A 17,260-nucleotide genomic window follows, 5' to 3' on the forward strand; every position below is an offset into this window, starting at 1 on the left:
CGATCAGTCCGGCGCTGCCGCCGTTGCCGCCGATTCCCCCGTTGGCGGTGCCGAATCCGCCCGCGCCCCCGGCGCCGCCGGTGCCGTACAGCAGCCCGCCGGCGCCGCCTTGGCCGCCGTTGCCGCCGTTGTTGATCGAGCCGCTGCCACCGCCGCCGCCCAGGCCGCCGTTGCCGAACAGTCCGGCGGCCCCACCATTGCCGCCCTGTCCGCCGGACACTCCGGATTGGCCGGATCCGCCGTTACCGCCGTCACCGATCAACCAGCCGCCGGCCCCGCCGCTTTGCCCGGTTCCTGGCGCCCCGTTGGCGCCGTTGCCGATCAGCGGGCGCCCGGTCAGCACCTGGCTGATTCCGTTCAGCGGGTCCAAGAGGATACTTTGGGCCGCATTGGTTGCTTCCGCGGCCGCGTACGAGCCCGCATTGACGTTCAGTGCCTGCACGAACTGGTTATGAAACGCCGCCGCCTGGGCGCTGAGTGCCTGGTAGGCCTGGCCGTGCGCGCTAAATAGTGTCGCAATGGCCGCCGACACCTCGTCGGCACCGGCGGCGAGCACCGCGGTGGTCGGGACCGCCGCGGCCGCGCCTGCCTCATTGAGCACCGACCCGATCCCGGCAACATTTGAGGCCGCCGCCTCCAGCGCCTCCGTCGACACAATCAGAAACGACACGTAAACCTCCCGCTGGCCGTGGCCGATAGCGGCCACCATCGACGACTAACCCGCGCAGCGTATGCCAAACCGACACGCCGCGGTCGGCTTTTGCAGACATCGACCACGGTTGCCGAGTCGGCGAAGCCAGCAGGCGCGCCGTCTCCAGCTCGATCGCTCTGCCCAGCAACGAGTTTCGCGAAGCTACTGGCGGTAACTGACCAGGAAGTTACCCAGCCGCTCGATCGCGGCGGCGAGATCACGAGACCACGGCAATGTCACCAGGCGCAGGTGATCCGGTGCCGGCCAATTGAATCCGGTGCCCTGGGTGACCAGAATCTTCTCGGACAGCAACAGGTCCAAGACGAGTTCCTCGTCGTCGGCGATGTCGTAGACCTCGGGGTCCAACCGGGGAAACGCGTAGAGCGCTCCGGCCGGCTTGACGCAGGAGACCCCGGGAATCTCGTTGAGCTTGGTCCAGGCGACGTCGCGCTGCTCGAGCAGCCGGCCGCCGGGCAGCACCAGGTCCTCAATGCTCTGGTGTCCGCCGAGGGCTACCTGAATTCCGTGCTGCGCCGGGACATTCGGACACAACCGCATGTTGGCCAGCAGGCTGATGCCCTCGATGAAGCTGCTGGCGTGGTCTTTGGGCCCGGTGATCGCCAGCCAGCCGGCCCGGTATCCGGCGACCCGGTATGCCTTGGACAGACCGTTGAAGGTCAGGCACAACATGTCGTGGGCGAGCGAGGCCACGCTGATGTGTTTGGCGTCGTCGTAGAGGATCTTGTCGTAGATCTCGTCGGCGAGCAGCAGCAATTGATGCTTGCGCGCCAAATCGACCATCTGGGTGAGGATTTCGCGGCTGTAGACCGCACCGGTGGGGTTGTTCGGGTTGATCACGACCAGGGCCTTGGTGCGGTCGGTGATCTTGGATTCCAGGTCGGCGATGTCTGGCTGCCAGCTCTGGGTCTCGTCGCACAGGTAGTGCACGGGCGTGCCGCCGGCCAGCGAGGTCGACGCCGTCCACAGGGGGTAGTCCGGTGACGGGATCAACACCTGATCGCCGTTGTCCAGCAGCGCCTGCAACGTCATGGTGATCAGCTCCGATACCCCGTTGCCCAAATAGACGTCGTCGACGTCGAACCGCGGGAAGCCCTCGACCAGCTCGTAGCGAGTGACCACCGCACGGCGGGCCGACAAAATGCCCTGAGAGTCGGAGTATCCCTGAGCGTAGGGCAGCGCTTGGATCATGTCGCGCATGATCACGTCGGGCGCCTCGAAACCGAACGGCGCCGGGTTACCGATGTTGAGCTTGAGGATGCGATGACCCTCGGCTTCCAGCCGCGCGGCGTGTTGGTGTACCGGGCCGCGGATTTCGTACAGGACGTCCTGCAGCTTGGACGACTGCGCGAAGGTGCGCTGCCGGTGATGTGCGGAGGCGTGCCAGGGCAGCTGGTGAGTAGTCACGTCAACCATGGTCTCATCGCTGTCCAGCGAATTTGCTGACAGGTGTCAAATCGTGGGTCAGCGTTTCCCCGGTGGACGTGCGCCGGGGGCGATGCCCAGCCCCTTGACGGGCGCCGGCGGGGGAGCGGCGTCCGGATCGGCCGGCGTGGTCGGCTCGGGTTCCGGCTTTGCCTCGGGTTGCTGTTCGGCGGGGGCCGCCGGCGCCGGAGCCGTCGCTGTGGTGGCCTTCTTCGCTCCCGGCCGCTTGGCGCCGGCGGCGATGCCGAGCCCCTTGGCCGGGGCGGCCGGCGCCGCTTCCGGCTGCGTGGCGGCTTCTTTGTCGACGCCAGCGGCAGGGGACGCCTTCTTGGCGCCGGGCCGCTTAGCGCCGGCGGCCAGGCCGAGCCCCTTTGCGGGCGCTTTGGCCGCTTCCTCAGTGGGTGCTTTGGCGGCTTCCTGGGCGGGGGCTGTTTTCTTGGCGCCTGGTCGCTTGGCTCCGCCTGCTATGCCCAGCCCCTTGACCGGCGGGGCGGGGGCGGCGGTCGATGTCCCAGCCGGTGCCTTGGCTGGAGCCTCAGCCGGAGCGGTCGGAGCGGTCGGCGCGGCGGCCTTCGGCGCTACCTTCGCTACCTTCTTCGTCGTAGCGGCCCGCTTCTCAGCCTCTTTGGCGGCGCTGCCCTTCTCCGGCAGCTTCACCGCGTCTCGGTCGAGCGACCCGAGCAACACCTGGGCCACGTCGAGCACCTCGACGCCGCTGCGGCCGGCTTCTTCCTGCCGGTCGTTGACGCCGTCGGTCACCATCACCCGGCAGAACGGGCAGCCGGTGGCGATGGTGGCGGCGTTGGTGGCCAGCGCCTCGTCGACGCGTTCGTGGTTGATCCGTTTGCCGATGTGCTCTTCCATCCACATCCGCGCGCCGCCCGCGCCGCAGCAGAAGCTGCGCTCGGCATGGCGCGGCATCTCGGTGAGGTTGGCGCCCGCGAAGCCGATCAACTCACGCGGTGCCTCGTACACCTTGTTGTGCCGGCCCAAGTAGCACGGGTCGTGGTAGGTGATGTCTTGAGAAACGGGAGTCACCGGCACCAACTTGTTGTCGCGTACCAGCCGGTTGAGCAGCTGAGTGTGGTGCAACACGGTGTAGTTGCTGCCCAACTGCCGGTATTCCTTGCCGATGGTGTTGAAGCAGTGCGGGCAGGTGACCACGATTTTGCGGTCGACGGTCTCCACACCCTCGAACAGGCCGTCCAGGGTCTCGACGGCTTGGGCGGCCAATTGCTGGAACAAGAATTCGTTGCCCGAGCGGCGTGCGGAATCGCCGTTACAGGTCTCCCCGGCACCCAGTACCAGGAACTTCACTCCGGCGATCGCCAGCAGTTCGGCGACGGCCTTGGTGGTCTTTTTGGCCTTGTCATCGTAGGCGCCCGCGCAGCCCACCCAGAACAGGTACTCGAAGCCGTCGAAGCTGTCGACATCCTCGCCGTACACCGGGACGTCGAAGTCGACCTCGTCGATCCAGTTGGTGCGGTCCGAGGCATTCTGCCCCCACGGATTCCCTTTGTTCTCAAGGTTTTTGAACAAGACCGACAGTTCGGACGGGAACTCCGACTCCATCATCACCTGGTAGCGGCGCATATCAACGATGTGGTCGACGTGCTCGATATCCACCGGGCACTGCTCGACGCAGGCGCCGCAGGTCACACAGGACCACAACACGTCGGGGTCGATGACGCCGCCCTGTTCGGCGGTGCCGACCAGCGGTCGGTTCGCCTGCTCGGGCCCGGAGCCGGGCACCCGGCCGAATCCAGACTCGGGAACGTGGTGGTGTTCGCCGCGACCGGATTCGACGTAGCCGCCCTCGGTGGCTGGATCCTTCTCCCCCAGGAGGTAGGGCGCCTTGGCCATCCAGTGGTCGCGCAGGTCCATGATGACCAGCTTCGGGGACAGCGGCTTGCCGGTGTTCCACGCCGGGCACTGCGATTGGCAGCGCCCACATTCGGTGCAGGTGGCGAAATCGAGCATGCCCTTCCAGGTGAAGTCTTCGATCTTGCCGCGGCCGAATTCGGCGTCGTCGGGCGGGTTTTCAAAGTCGATCGGCTTGCCGTCAGCCTCGATGGGCAGCAGCGGGCCCAGCCCGTCGGGCAGGCGCTTGAACACGACGTTGATTGGCGCCAGGAAGATGTGCAGGTGCTTGGAGTGCAACACGATGATCAGGAAGGCCAGCATGACGCCGATGTGCAGCAGCAGGGCCACCGTCTCCAGGATCTCGTTACCGGTGTGGCCCAGCGGACGCAGGATCGCGCCGAACAACTGAGATAGAAACGCCCCGTTGCCGTAGGGCAGTGTGCCGTTGTTCACCGCCGACCCGCGCACCAGCACATAGGTCCAGATGACGTTGAAGATCATGAACAGGATCAGCCACGCGCCGCCGGTGTGTGAGCCGTAGAACCGTGAGCTGCGGCCGTACTCCTTGGGCTCCGTCCGCAACCGGATGATCGCGAAGGTGACGATCCCCAGGAACACCGCGGTCGCGAAGAAGTCCTGCAGAAAGCCCAGCGCGTCCCACCGGCCGATGATCGGAATGTGGAAGTTGGGCTGGAATAGCAACCCGTAGGCCTCGATATAGACCGTCAGCAGGATGAAAAAACCCCACATGGTGAAGAAGTGCGCCAGGCCCGGGATCGACCATTTCAGCAGCCGGCGCTGGCCGAACACCTCGGCGATCTCGGTCCAGATCCGGGTCCCGAGGTTGTCGGTGCGGTCGCTGGCCCGTTGACCGGACATGACGAGCTTGTAGAGCCACCAGACGCGCCGCAGCGCGAACGCGCCCACTATTGCGGTCATGCCCAGGCCGACTACCAGTCTGATGAGCGTCTGCGTGGTCACCGAAAGTCTCTCCAATGCCTAGTCATCACTCTGGGGTCACTCTGGCGTGCTTTATTGCCTGCTCAACCTGCCCATACTGACATCTTTGCCGTGTTCGACGCGAGATAGGCTGTCCTAACTTCGCCGTCGGCGCTGCGTCTCATCGGCGGCTCACTCCGGTGGGGTCAACATTGCGCGCAGCATCGACAACATTTCCGAGCGGGACTCGGCGCCGAGCCGTCGGCGGATCCGTGCGACGTGATGTTCGACGGTCTTGGCCGAAATGAACAACCGGCTGCCGATGTCGCGGTACGGCATCCCCAGCAGCAGCAACTCGGCGACTTCGCGTTCCCGATCGGACAGCGGAGTGCCCGCCGGTGGCTGGCGTGGTGCGGCCGACGCGCCTGCAGCCGGGTCCAGGTCGATGACCTCCTCAGAACCCGTGCCCAGCTTCAGGTCTCGGGCCAGTTGCAGCATCGCCCCCGAAACCTTGGCATCCGAGGTTTGCAGGGCGGCCTGCCCGGCCAGCCTGGTCGCGTCCGAGGTCAGACCGACGCGGGCCAGCGACCGTGCCGCCGCGGTGACCTCGTCGGCGTCGACCTGATCGGCGAGCACCCTGAGCCAGGTCCGGCCGGCACCGGACATGATCTGCGCGAGGCCGCTGTGGGCCGCCGCCGCAGCGAGCGCCTGCCCGTGCGGCGCGACCGATTCTGGTGAGCTGGCCAGTATTCCGGCGTGCACGCCGGCCCAATGCAGTGAATTGGACCACAACGGCGGGTTGCCCAGCGAATCCAGAAGTGCGAACGCCACATTCACGGGGTATTCCAGTTGGTCCACCTGGCGTATTCGGGTGGCGGCCACCCACAACTCGGCGAGTGGCAACAGCGCGAACAGATCGATCGAATATTCGGCGAGCACTTCCATGGCGGTGGACCACTGCTTGTGCAGCACACCGGTATCGCCACTGCGGCGCGCGATCGCAATGTGTAGTGCCGCGGCCCATAACGCGTCACGCCGGTGAAGCTCGGTGCCGGCGGCGGCGACATCCGCGGCGGCCGACGGCAGCTGGCCGTCTTGCATCTTGATCCAGGCGGACAGCAGTAGGTGCCGGCTCCGGAACACTGCGTCGCCACCGGCGCGCACCGCCCGTCCGATCACGCTGCGGGCGCGGACCGGGTCGCCACCGTGTATTGCGGCCAAGGCAACCAGTGCGGCCGGGCTGTCCGGCAGGGCTTCGGTCACCGATGGTTGGGCCGCAAGGGCCTGGCCCAGTTTTGCCATCGCGACCGGATAGGGCTGATCCATGGTCAGAAGTAGCCCCTCGGCTAGGCCTCGCGAAGCTCGCGCAGCCATCGTCGGTGGGCCAGAATCCTTGAGACGCAACGCACCTCGCGAAGCCGTCAGATCGCCCGTGGCCGCAAGCACGATCACCGCGGCCGAACCGACCACCGCGTCAGGGTGTGGGCCCAGCCAGCGGAACAACTCGGCGGCCTGAGCCGTATTGCCGTCATGGGTGGCGACGCTGGCCGCAATGCGCACCGCCGCGGCGCGTTCGGCGGAGTCGGGCGAGCTGAGCAGATCGTCGGCCAGTGCTGCCGCTGCTGGGCAATCGGCGGTGAGAGCAAGCGCATCGGCCAACCGGGAGGTCAGTCCGGCGGCACCCGCAGTGACCGCCGCCCGGTACAGCCGTGCGCTGCGGGCCGAGTCGCCTTCGGCCACGGCATATCGGCTGAGGATGGCCGCCAGTCGGCCGTCATGCAACCCATGTTCGGCCAGTTGTAACGCGAGTTCCCGCGATATCGGCGAGATGTCGAATTGCGTACGCAACAGCGATGTTTCGATCTGATGGTGGTGCGCGTTGCCGATGATCTGGGCGACGGCGTCATGCACAGCCTGTAGGAACGCCGGAGGATGGGAGGGTAGGACGAGTCCGCCGGCGTGCGCACGATCGACCAGCCGGCGGGCGTCTGCCGTCGAAACCCCAAGCGCCGCAGCGATATCGGTGACCCCTAACCCTGGACTCAGCGACATGAGCAGCAGCGCGTCCAGTGTGGGTTCGTCGAGTCGGCGCAACCGCATGACGAGCGTGACCTTGGCGGCCTGTGCCGGTGGATGTGCCGCGTCGGACAGTGCATGGATCAGGAACGGCAACCCGGCCGTGTGATCACGCAGGTGCTCGGCGACCGGCAGCGGACCCAGCGATATTCGAGGCCGCTCCCGTTCGATGGCCGTCGTCAGGGCGCGTAGCGCCGGGTCCTCTTGGTGGTCTTCGGTGGCTACCACGACCGTGGCGCCAGGCTCGAGGGCCCGCTCGGTCAGCCGAACGAGTTCGGCGTCGATCAGTAGGTGGGCGTCGTCGACGACGAACGCGGCGTCGGACGGATCACCGTCCCGGGGGGGTCGGGTCAGGACCGTCAACCCGGCGCGGCGCAGCGCCTCGCGGCCCGCGGCGAGCAGGGATGTCTTGCCGGTTCCGATTCCACCACAGACCAGGGCTTTGACGGGGGCCGTGGCCGCATGGGTCAAGTCATCGACGACACCGCGTGCGGTGGGCGGGACGTCGGCAGGAGCTGGGATCACGGATGCGTCGCCGTATTGCGTGAGTCCGGCCGGTGGCTCATTTCGCGTCCTCGGATTCTTCGCAGCTCACAGGTTTGTCGGCAGCGGTTTCACCATAGCCCGTCCGTCCCCATAACCCCGGTATTCCCCTAACGTGACACCCCCTAATGGGATCGCGGGGTCCGCGGGTTTCGCACCGAACACAGAGGCGCAGTCAACCGATAGCATCGTGCTAACGCGAGACCAGCACGAGAGATGTGCGATGTGGAGGCGAGATGGCAAACTCGTTGCTCGACTTCGTCATCTCGCTGGTACGCGATCCCGAGGCGGCCGCGCGCTATGCGGCCGACCCTGCTCAGGCAATCGCTGATGCCCACCTTACGAATGTGACCAGCGTCGACGTCAACAATCTGATCCCAGTGGTGTCGGATTCGCTGTCAATGGCCGGTTCGGCAGGCGCAACTGCCGGGACCCAAATCGCCGGCCATGGCAACGTCTGGGCAAGCGGTGCGGCGGCGGCTGCCCTCGATGCGTTCTCGCCGCACACCCCGGCGCCCGCGTTCCAACAGCACAGCCCGGTAAGCCATGTGATCAACGAGCCGGTCTTGCCGGGGGCCGGCGAAATGCCCACCGATCCCCATCCGGTCGGGATCGAACCGCATGAGCCGTCGGTGCTGCTTAGCGGCGCTGACCTGCCCGATTCGACGTTCGACCACGGTGGCGTCCCGGCGGACGACCCGGCGATCTGGGACCACCCGATCATTCACCCTCACACCGTCGACCCCGATCACCACGGGTTCGGTCTCCACGGTGAAATTCATTAGTTACTGATCTGTCTGATCGTCCGGTGATGGCGTGACGGGCGGCATTTGACATCCGGAAATGCGGTTCATGGGGGCTGTTTTCGGTGTCGCGTAGGGGAGCGTCGATTTCCCCTAATCCCCTAATGTGGTGGCCTGGCCGATCCCGGTGGGTACCTGACTGACCGGGGGATCTGACCCCGATTTCGGCGGGATGCTGACTCCATAGCGTTGATGGCAGAGCGCCGGCCTTCTCGGCGAACAACTCCACACATTGAATTGAAGGGACATGAACATGACCTCGCTGGTCGACTACATCCTGAATCTGTTCCGCAGTGAAGACGCAGCAAGGGCGTTTGTCGCTGCTCCCGGGCAGGCCATGACCAACGCCGGTTTGATCAATGTGTCGCCCGCGGAGTTCTCGTCGGCCGCGGCCAGCGCGCTGCCTTTCCTCGATCTTGGCGCCGGCGACCCGATCGGCGGCTTACAGCAGGCGGTGGCCGATCGGCACGGCCTTGCGCTGGCGGCTGACGGGGGCGGCCTGTCGTCCGCTGTGGTTGCCCAGGATGCCGGAGCCGTCATGGGCGACGCGGGCGCCGTCGCCGGCGGCGAGGGCCTGTTCGCGGGCGAGGTCGGTGCCTCCGCAGCGAACGTCATCGCGACCGATGTGGGCGCCGGTTTGGCCGCCGGGCTGACCAGTGGTTTAGGTGCCGGGGTCTGGAGCCAGAGCGGGCTGGGTTGGCAGACGGGTGCGAGCGGATTGGTTCCCGGTGTCGTGTTTGCCGCCCCGACCGGAGGCTTTGGCAGTGAGGTGGGCCTGGGCTTCGGTGCCGGCGTCCAGGGCGCGATCGGTGCCCAGGTTGGTGCTGGGTTAGGCCTTGGCCTTGGTGCGCAGACGGGCTTGGGCGCCCAGGCTGGTCTGGGTTTTTCCGCCGGCTTTCAGGCCGGAATTGGAGCCCAAGTTGGAGCCGGCCTAGGCCTGGGTGCTCAGACGGGTCTGGGGCTGCAGACCGGTGTGGGCTTTGGTCTTGGAGGCCAGGCCGCCGTTGGTGGTCAGGTTGCTGCCGGACTGGGGTGGGGCCTTGGCGGCGGCATCGGTGGTGATGCCGTCATCGGTGGTGATGCCGGGTTTGGCCTCGGTGGTCAGGCTGGTGGGGTGATTGGTGGCGGCGTCAGCGGCGGTGTTGGTGGTCAGGCCGGTGGGGTGATTGGTGCTGGTGTTGGTGGTCAGGCTGGTGGCGTGATTGGTGCTGGTGTTGGTGGTCAGGCCAGTGGCGGCCTTGTAGGCAAGGTCGGTGTGAGCGGCCAAGGTGGCATTGGCGGCCAGGCCGGTGGCGCTGTTGGCGGAGCGGCGGGTATTGGAGGCCAGGCGGCTGTAACTGCCGGTGGCGGTGTCGCCAGTCAGGCGGGTATCGCCAGTCAGGCGGGTATCGCTGGCCAGGCCGCGGTCGCCAGTCAAGCGGGTATCGCCAGTCAAGCGGGTATCGCCAGTCAGGCGGGTATCGCGAGTCAGGCGGGTATCGCCAGTCAGGCGGGTATCGCCAGTCAGGCGGGTATCGCGAGTCAGGCGGGTATCGCCAGTCAGGCGGGTATCGCCAGTCAGGCGGGTATCGCGAGTCAGGCGGGTATCGCCAGTCAGGCGGGTATCGCCAGTCAGGCGGGTATCGCGAGTGTGGCGGGTATCGCCAGTCAGGCGGGTATCGCCAGTCAGGCGGGTATCGCGAGTCAGGCGGGTATCGCCAGTCAGGCGGGTATCGCCAGTCAGGCGGGTATCGCGAGTCAGGCGGGTATCGCCAGTCAGGCGGGTATCGCGAGCCAGGCCGGAATCGCTAGTTCGGCAGGTATCGCAAGCCAGGCCGGTCTCGGCCTGGGCGGCCAGGCTGGGTTGATCGCCAGCGAAGGCGCTGCCCTGAACGGCGCTGCTACCCCGCATATTTCAGGTCCGCTGGGTGGCGTCGGCGTGGGCGGTCAAACTGGCGTTACCACCGGTGCCGGCCTGGGCTTTGGAGCGGTCGGCCGCGGCGACATCGTGAGCGGTGAAAGCACCCATATCGGCGCGGGTGGCGGCACAGCTGCCGGACTCGGGGGCACGGCGACGGGCGCGGGCGGCGGCACAGCTGCCGGACTCGGGGGCGCGGCGACGGGCCCGGGTGGCGCCACTGCTGCCGGGCTCGGCGGCACCGCTGCCGGCGTCGGCGGCGATACCAGCCTCGGTGGTCAAGCCGGGCTAGGCGGGACCGCCGCCGGCGGGGCGCATGGCGACATCCTCGGCCACGAAGGCGCCGCACTCGGCGGTGGCGTTAGCGCTGGTAGCGCGCCGGCCGAGCATGGCCCGACCGTCCCCACGGTCCACGGCCCCGTCATGCAGGCAGGCGCGGGCGCCGGGGCTGACGGCCACGTGACGCCGCCGTCGGCTGGTGGTCCCGTCGTCCACAGCCCGGGCACTGCCGGACTCGGGGGCGCGCAACCTCCGGTGATCAGCGCACCGGCGCCGCACGCGCCGACGCCGACGCCCGCGCCGGCGCACACTCCTCCGGTTGAGCACGCGCCCGTGATAGCGCCGCAGGAGCATGTGTCGGTCGAGCCGCCGGTCCAGCACGAGCCGCCGAGTCCCTCGGTGTTCGGCCATGAGCCGCCGGTGCCACACACGCCGCCGATGCACACCGAGCCGCCGTCGCACGGGCCGATGGGTCCGCACGGGTTCTGATTCGGCGGAACCGGCGCGGCAAAACCGGCGGGGACCTTCGTGGTCCCCGCCGGTTCGTGCGCCTACCGTAATTGCAGGCGATCGAGAAAGTGGGGCAGTGCGGTGACTCAACCCGATGACCCGCGTCGGGTCGGTGTGATCGTCGAGCTGATCGATCACACCATCGCGGTCGCAGAACTCAACCAACGCGGTGATTTGGTGCGACGGTTGAGGCGTGCCCGTGCGCGGATCACCGACCCGCAGATCAGGGTGGTGATCGCCGGCCAGCTCAAACAGGGGAAGAGTCAACTGCTCAATGCGTTGCTCAATCTGCCGGTCGCGCGGGTGGGAGACGACGAGGCCACCGTCGTGATCACCGTCGTCAGCTACAGCGCCCAGCCGTCGGCTCGGATCATCCTGGCTGCGGGGCCCAACGGCGAGACGACCGCCGTTGACATCCCGGTGGACGACATCACCACCGATCTGCGTCGGGCGCCCCAGGCCCACGGCCGCGCCGTACTGCGAGTAGAGATCGGCGCGCCGAGTCCGCTGCTTCAGGGCGGGCTGACGTTTATCGACACTCCCGGAGTGGGCGGCCACGGGCAGCCGCATCTGTCGGCAACGCTGGGGTTGCTGCCCGACGCCGACGCGCTGCTGATGGTCAGCGATGCCAGCCAGGAATTCACCGAACCGGAGATGTGGTTTCTGCGCAAGGCACACCAGGTCTGTCCCGTTGGGGCGGTGGTGGCCACCAAAACCGACCTGTACCCGCATTGGCGCGAGATCGTCAACACCAATGCCGCGCACCTGCAGCGGGCCCGCGTGCCCATGCCGATCATCCCCGTTTCGTCATTATTGCGCAGCCATGCCGTCACGTTGAACGACAAGGAACTCAACGAAGAATCCAACTTCCCGGCGATCGTGAAGTTTCTCAGCGAGAAGGTTCTGTCCCGAGAGACCGACCGGGTCCGCGACGAAGTTCTACGTGAAATACATTCGGCGGCAGAGCAATTAGCGATATCGGTCGGTTCGGAATTGTCAGTCATCAACGACCCAGCGGTGCGGGACCGGCTGGCTTCCGACTTGGAGCGGCGCAAGCGCGAAGCCCAGGATGCGTTGCAGCAGACCGCGTTATGGCAGCAGGTGCTTAATGACGGTTTCACTGACCTGAGCACCGACGTGGACCACGATTTGCGGGCGCGCTTCCGCGCGGTCACCGAAGATGCTGAGCGGCAAATCGATTCGTGTGACCCGACGCTGCATTGGGCCGAGATCGGCGCCGACGTGGAAAACGCGATTGCCACCGCCGTCGGCGACAACTTCGTCTGGGCATATCATCGCGCCGAGGCTTTGGCTGACGACGTCGCCCGCTCGTTCGCCGACGCGGGGCTGGATTCGGTGATGTCCCCGGAGCTGAGCAAGCGGGCCATGGGCGCCGATTTCGGCCAGCTCAAGGCGCTGGCCCGGCTGGAATCCAAGCCAGCCGGCAAAGCCCAGAAAATGGTCAGCGGATTGCGGGGTTCCTACGGCGGCGTGGTGATGATCGGGATGTTGTCCTCGGTGGCCGGTCTCGGTCTGTTCAACCCCGTGTCGGTGGGGGCTGGGCTGATACTCGGCCGCATGGCCTATAAGGAGGACAAGGAGAACCGGCTGCTGCGGGCGCGCGCCGAGGCCAAGACCAATGTGCGCCGCTTCGTCGACGACATCTCATTCGTAGTCGGCAAGGAGTCTCGCGACCGGCTCAAGATGATCCAGCGCACGTTACGCGACCACTACCGGGAGATCGCCAACGAGCTTACCCGATCGTTGAACGAATCGCTGCAAGCCACCGTCACCGCGGCACATCTGGAAGAAGCCCAGCGCGACAACAGGATTCGCGAACTCGAACGACAGCTCGACATCCTGAACCAGGTGACCGACAACCTGCGCAAGTTGAAGCCATGCTGACGCCGCTGGGACCAGTGTGAGCACAACCGATCGGGTCCGCGCGATTCTGGGCGGAACCATCGAGGCCTACCGGGGTGAGCCGGCCTACCGGCAGCGGGCCGACGTCTTCTACGAGCTCGAGCGCATCACGGCGCGGCTGGGCGAACCGATCCGGATCGCCCTGGCCGGCACGCTCAAGGCGGGCAAATCCACTCTGGTCAACGCACTTGTCGGCGACGACATCGCCCCGACTGATGCCACCGAGGCAACCCGGATCGTGACCTGGTTCCGGCACGGTCCGGCTCCGAGGGTGACCGCCAACCACCGCGGCGGACGGCGCACGAATGTGCCGATCACGCATCGGGGTGGTCTGAGTTTCGACTTGAGCCGGCTCAATCCAGCCGACATCGTCGACCTGGACGTCGAGTGGCCCGCAGAAGAACTGGCCGGCGCCACGATCATCGACACCCCAGGAACGTCGTCGCTGGCGCGCGATACCTCCGAGCGCACCCTACGGCTCCTGGTGCCCGCCGACGGGGTGCCGCGGGTGGATGCGGTGGTGTTCTTGTTACGCACTCTCACCGCCGCAGACGTCGCCTTGCTCAAGCAGATTGGCGGGCTCGTCGGTGGCTCGGCGGGAGCGCTGGGCATCATCGGTGTGGCGTCGCGGGCCGATGAGATAGGTGCGGGGCGCATTGATGCGATGGTCTCGGCCAAGGATGTGGCCATCCGGTTCACCGATGAGCTGAGTCGGACGGGCGTTTGTCAGGCGGTGGTGCCGGTATCCGGGCTACTTGCGCTGACCGCGCGCACGCTGCGCCAGGCCGAGTTTTCCGCGTTGAAGAAGCTGGCCGGAGCCGACAGCGCCGAACTCAACAAAGCCCTGTTGAGCGTGGATCGTTTTGTCCGGCCGGACAGTCCGTTACCGGTGGATGCGGGCACGCGGGCGCAGTTGCTCGAACGGTTCGGCATGTTCGGCATCCGCATTTCGATCGCCCTGCTCGCGGCCGGTATCGCCGATTCGTCAGGACTGGCGGCCGAATTGCTGGAGCGTAGCGGGCTGGTGGAGCTACGCAAGGTGATCGATCAGCAGTTCGAGCAACGCGCCGACATGCTCAAGGCGCATACCGCGCTGGTGTCGTTGCGCCGGTTCGTGCAGCAGCACCCGGTCATGGCGACGCCGTACGTGATCGCCGACATCGACCCGCTGTTGGCCGACACCCACGCCTTCGAGGAACTCCGGGTGCTGAGCCTGTTACCTTCGAGGACAACGACATTGAACGAAGATGAACTCTCGTCGCTGCGCCGCATCATCGGTGGCTCCGGAACCAGTCCCGCAGCCCGGCTGGGCCTGAGTCCGCAGAATTACCATGACGGTCCACGTGCCGCGCTCGCAGCCGTGCAGCGCTGGCGCCGCCGAGCCGAACATCCGCTCAACGATCCATTCACCACCAGGGCCTGTCGCGCGGCGGTGCGCAGTGCGGAAGCGATGGTGGCCGGATTCGCCGCGCGGCGCTGACCCTTTAGGCCCCCGGTGCCACCGTGGTCGGCGTGACGGGCGCGGCTGTCGTTGTCGGTGGCTGAGTGGTCGTCGGCGGCGCGGTAGTCGTCGGCGGCGCGGTAGTCGTTGTCGGCTTGGTGGTGGTCGGCTGGGTTGTTGTGGTGGTCGGCGGAGCAGTCGTGGTGGTGGTGGTCGTAGGCGGCGACGTCGTGGTCGTGGTGGTAACCGGCGGGGCGGTTGTCGTGGTGGCCGGCGGTGGCGGGGGCGTTGTGGTGCTTGGTGTTATCACCGTCACCGTCGGGCTGTTGTTCGGCCCGACCACCGTCACGGTCTGCGGTGTCGGCGGGGGTACCGGCGATGTGGTGTTGACCGGCTTGCTCTTGCTCGGGCCCAGTGTCAGCCCCAACACCACCGCCACCAATATCGCCAAGCCTGCCGCGGCCAGGCTGAACACCACGGCGGCGCGCTTGTACCACGGCAGCGGTTCGGCCTCGGTAGCCTGCGGCTGATCACGCTGTTGGTCGAAAGCCGTTGCGGTGCGACCGTATTCACCAGTGGCATCGGGTCCGGTGTAGGGGACCGGTTCGTTGCCGGTGTTGGCGTCCTCGGACCAGGCCAGCGGGACGTTGGCCGGTTCGGTGGCGGGTGGGTTGACCCACGCCGTCGGCGCCGCCTCGGTGGGGACGACTGGGCCGACGATGTGGGTCGGTGCGTCGACGGCGGGTCCGGCACCGGTCGGGGCACCCGCTGACGACTGTGCCTGGCCGAGTAGGCCCGCACCGATCGCGGCGCTGGACAACGGTTGCGGCGTGGTGAAGACGGGCACCTGCAAGCGTTCCGAAAGGCGGGCGGTGACCAGCGGGATCGCGGCGCCGCCGCCGGCGGTGGCCACGGCAGCCAGTGCGGCCCGAAACTCGTTGCGCTGCAATATCTCTTCGACAAAGCCGACGAAACGGTCCAGCGGGGTGACGATCAGTTGCTCAAAATCGTTACGCGACAGCCGAACCCCCTCGCCGGCGCCGGTGGCAATAGTGGCCGTCGTCAGCGCCGACAGTTGCTCCTTGGCGGCCCGGCATCCGCCGAGCAGACGCGTCACCGACCCCATCCGGGTGGCGGTGCCCGACACTTCGGTGCTGTCGACATCGGGGGCCGCTCTGAGCAGGTGGCCCAGGACAAGCTGGTCGATTTCGTCGCCGGAGAACTCGCGGTACCGAAACGTCGGGCCGATCTGGCGCAGATTCGAACCGGCGTCGGCCAAGGTTACGCTCGTGCCACCGGCGCCGAAGTCGCACAGCGCGACGACACCACTCGTCGGGCATCCGGGCCTGGCGTGCAGCGCGGCCAGTGAGGCCGTTGCGTCGGAGATCACCGTCGCCGGGACGCCGTCGGGCGCCGATGCGGGCTGGCTGAGCAGTGCTCCGCGCAGCGCGGCGAACTGGCCTTCGGACCAGTAGGCCGGAGCCGCGATGGTGATCGGGGCGCCGTAGCCGACGGTTCGTGCGATGGCGTTGAGTGCTTGCGCCGTGAGGGCCTCGCCCTGATGTCTGGTCCCGTCGGCGGCCACCAGCGGAGCCGGGTCGCCGACCCGCTCGACGAAACCGCGCAGCACCAGTCCCGGCTCGGCGAAGTCCGGGTTCTCTTCTGGCAGGCCCACTTCGGCAGCCCGATGCTCGAACAGCCGTAACACCGATGCCCGTCGCACCGGGGTGCCGTCCGCCCGGGCCGCGACCAGGTTGGCCACCCCGATGGACAACCCGAGCGAAACGCTCATCTAGCACCCCCTGTGGTCCATTGCGTGCGGCGATCGGTGGCCGACGGCCGTTCCCCACGATAGCCGCCGCCGAAACGCAGCGATCGGCTCAGAGGCCGGGCGGCAAGTTGATCACGGTCGGTATCGGCAGCGTGATCTGCGGCGGCAGAGTCGGCAACGCCCCGGGCGACGGGTTGGCCCCCGTCGTCCCCGTCGTCGTCGGCGAAGTCGTGGTGGTCGTGGTCGTGGTGGTCGTGCTGGTAGTGGTAGTGGTCGTCGTCGGCGGCGAAGTCGTGGTGGTCGTGGTGGTCGTGGTCGGGGTGGTCGTGGTCGGCGCCGTGGTGGTCGTCGGTGGCATGGTCGTGGTGGTGACGGTGGTGGTGACCGACGCGGGGGTGGGGCGTCCGTGCGCAAGCTGGATGATGCCGTACACGATCACCGCGATGAGGGCCGCGATCAGTACGCCCCAGCCGACCAATGCCAGCGGTTTGCGCCATCCCGGGATGCTGGGCGCAGGTTGAGGCTGTTGCCCGTATCCGCCCGGGCCGTCGCCGTATCCGTAGTTGCCATAAACCGTCGGGTCGCCGCCGCCGTAGTCGGGCGGGTCGTACCTTGCCACGGCCGCAGATGCTAGTCCGCGACGGCTACCGGCATACGGCAGCCACGCGGACCGTTACCGATCAGCAGTCTTATGGCAGGTTCGGCGGCAGGGTGATCGGGGACGGCATTCCCGGGATGGTGATTACCGAGGGCAACGGCGGCAGATGTGGGAAGTGCCGCGTCGGGGCGTGGGTCGGTTGCTGAGCCGGCGGCTGGCCTTGCGGCGTGGTGGCCGGCGGAGCCTCGGTTGTGGTGGGGGGCGGCTCAGTTGTGGTCGTGGTCGACTCCACTGTCGTGGTGGTGGTCGTGGGGGCCGTCGTCGTCGTGGTGGTCGGGGTCGGGCTGCTGCCCTGCTGATCACTCATCAGCTGGGTGATGCCGTAGATGATCAACGCGATCAGGATCAGGCATAGCAGCGCCCAGCCGATCAGCGTCGCCGGCTTGCGGTACCAGGGTTTGGGCTCTTCGTTGAGGTCGGATT

General features: G+C 67.2%; 10 protein-coding genes and 1 pseudogene. 5 read left to right on the forward strand and 6 right to left on the reverse strand.

Features of this window, described 5'->3' with window-relative positions:
* The 4 genes from BST40_RS24400 to iniR form a co-directional block, all read right to left on the reverse strand.
* A partial coding sequence (locus tag BST40_RS24400; RefSeq protein WP_142276800.1) for a PE family protein occupies positions 1-670 on the reverse strand: 670 nt, incomplete at its 3' end.
* 183 nt (positions 671-853) lie between these two features.
* Positions 854-2,143, reverse strand: coding sequence for a pyridoxal phosphate-dependent aminotransferase (locus BST40_RS24405; RefSeq protein ID WP_036394632.1), 1,290 nt, complete (start codon positions 2,141-2,143; stop codon positions 854-856).
* A 30-nt stretch (positions 2,144-2,173) separates the two neighbouring features.
* Positions 2,174-4,978, reverse strand: a complete 2,805-nt coding sequence (locus BST40_RS24410; RefSeq protein WP_083155979.1) for a heterodisulfide reductase-related iron-sulfur binding cluster — start codon at positions 4,976-4,978, stop codon at positions 2,174-2,176.
* Between the two features lie 150 nt (positions 4,979-5,128).
* Positions 5,129-7,537 carry an isoniazid response ATPase/transcriptional regulator IniR gene (gene iniR / locus BST40_RS24415; protein WP_083155981.1) on the reverse strand — a complete coding sequence of 803 codons (2,409 nt, stop codon included), beginning with the start codon at positions 7,535-7,537 and terminating at the stop codon, positions 5,129-5,131.
* Between the two features lie 254 nt (positions 7,538-7,791).
* Between iniR and BST40_RS24420 the strand changes: the two genes are divergently transcribed.
* The 4 genes from BST40_RS24420 to iniC all read left to right on the forward strand — a co-directional run bounded on the left by BST40_RS24420 (position 7,792) and on the right by iniC (position 14,447).
* On the forward strand, positions 7,792-8,340 hold the full coding sequence (locus BST40_RS24420; protein WP_083155983.1) for an Rv0340 family IniB-related protein: 549 nt from the start codon (positions 7,792-7,794) through the stop codon (positions 8,338-8,340).
* A gap of 271 nt (positions 8,341-8,611) precedes the next feature.
* Complete coding sequence (locus BST40_RS32640; protein ID WP_208618930.1) at positions 8,612-11,023, forward strand: IniB N-terminal domain-containing protein; 2,412 nt, start codon at positions 8,612-8,614, stop codon at positions 11,021-11,023.
* A gap of 102 nt (positions 11,024-11,125) precedes the next feature.
* Positions 11,126-12,949, forward strand: coding sequence for an isoniazid-induced dynamin-like GTPase IniA (gene iniA / locus BST40_RS24430; RefSeq protein WP_075546366.1), 1,824 nt, complete (start codon positions 11,126-11,128; stop codon positions 12,947-12,949).
* A gap of 16 nt (positions 12,950-12,965) precedes the next feature.
* On the forward strand, positions 12,966-14,447 hold the full coding sequence (gene iniC / locus BST40_RS24435) for an isoniazid-induced dynamin-like GTPase IniC (RefSeq protein WP_075546367.1): 1,482 nt from the start codon (positions 12,966-12,968) through the stop codon (positions 14,445-14,447).
* Positions 14,448-14,451: 4 nt separating this feature from the next.
* On the opposite strand, the gene BST40_RS29660 is transcribed toward iniC, so the two are convergent.
* Positions 14,452-16,200 (reverse strand): Hsp70 family protein, encoded by a 1,749-nt coding sequence (locus BST40_RS29660; protein WP_142276801.1) that lies wholly within the window; start codon positions 16,198-16,200, stop codon positions 14,452-14,454.
* Positions 16,201-16,307: 107 nt separating this feature from the next.
* Here BST40_RS29660 and BST40_RS32955 point away from each other — a divergent pair, with 107 nt between their 5' ends.
* Positions 16,308-16,700, forward strand: coding sequence for a hypothetical protein (locus tag BST40_RS32955; RefSeq protein WP_208618931.1), 393 nt, complete (start codon positions 16,308-16,310; stop codon positions 16,698-16,700).
* Between the two features lie 168 nt (positions 16,701-16,868).
* On the opposite strand, the pseudogene BST40_RS30280 reads toward BST40_RS32955, so the two are convergent.
* Positions 16,869-17,260: pseudogene (locus BST40_RS30280) on the reverse strand (hypothetical protein); the annotation flags it as partial.

This window comes from Mycobacterium persicum, from assembly GCF_002086675.1.
In the GTDB taxonomy this organism is placed as follows: domain Bacteria; phylum Actinomycetota; class Actinomycetes; order Mycobacteriales; family Mycobacteriaceae; genus Mycobacterium; species Mycobacterium persicum.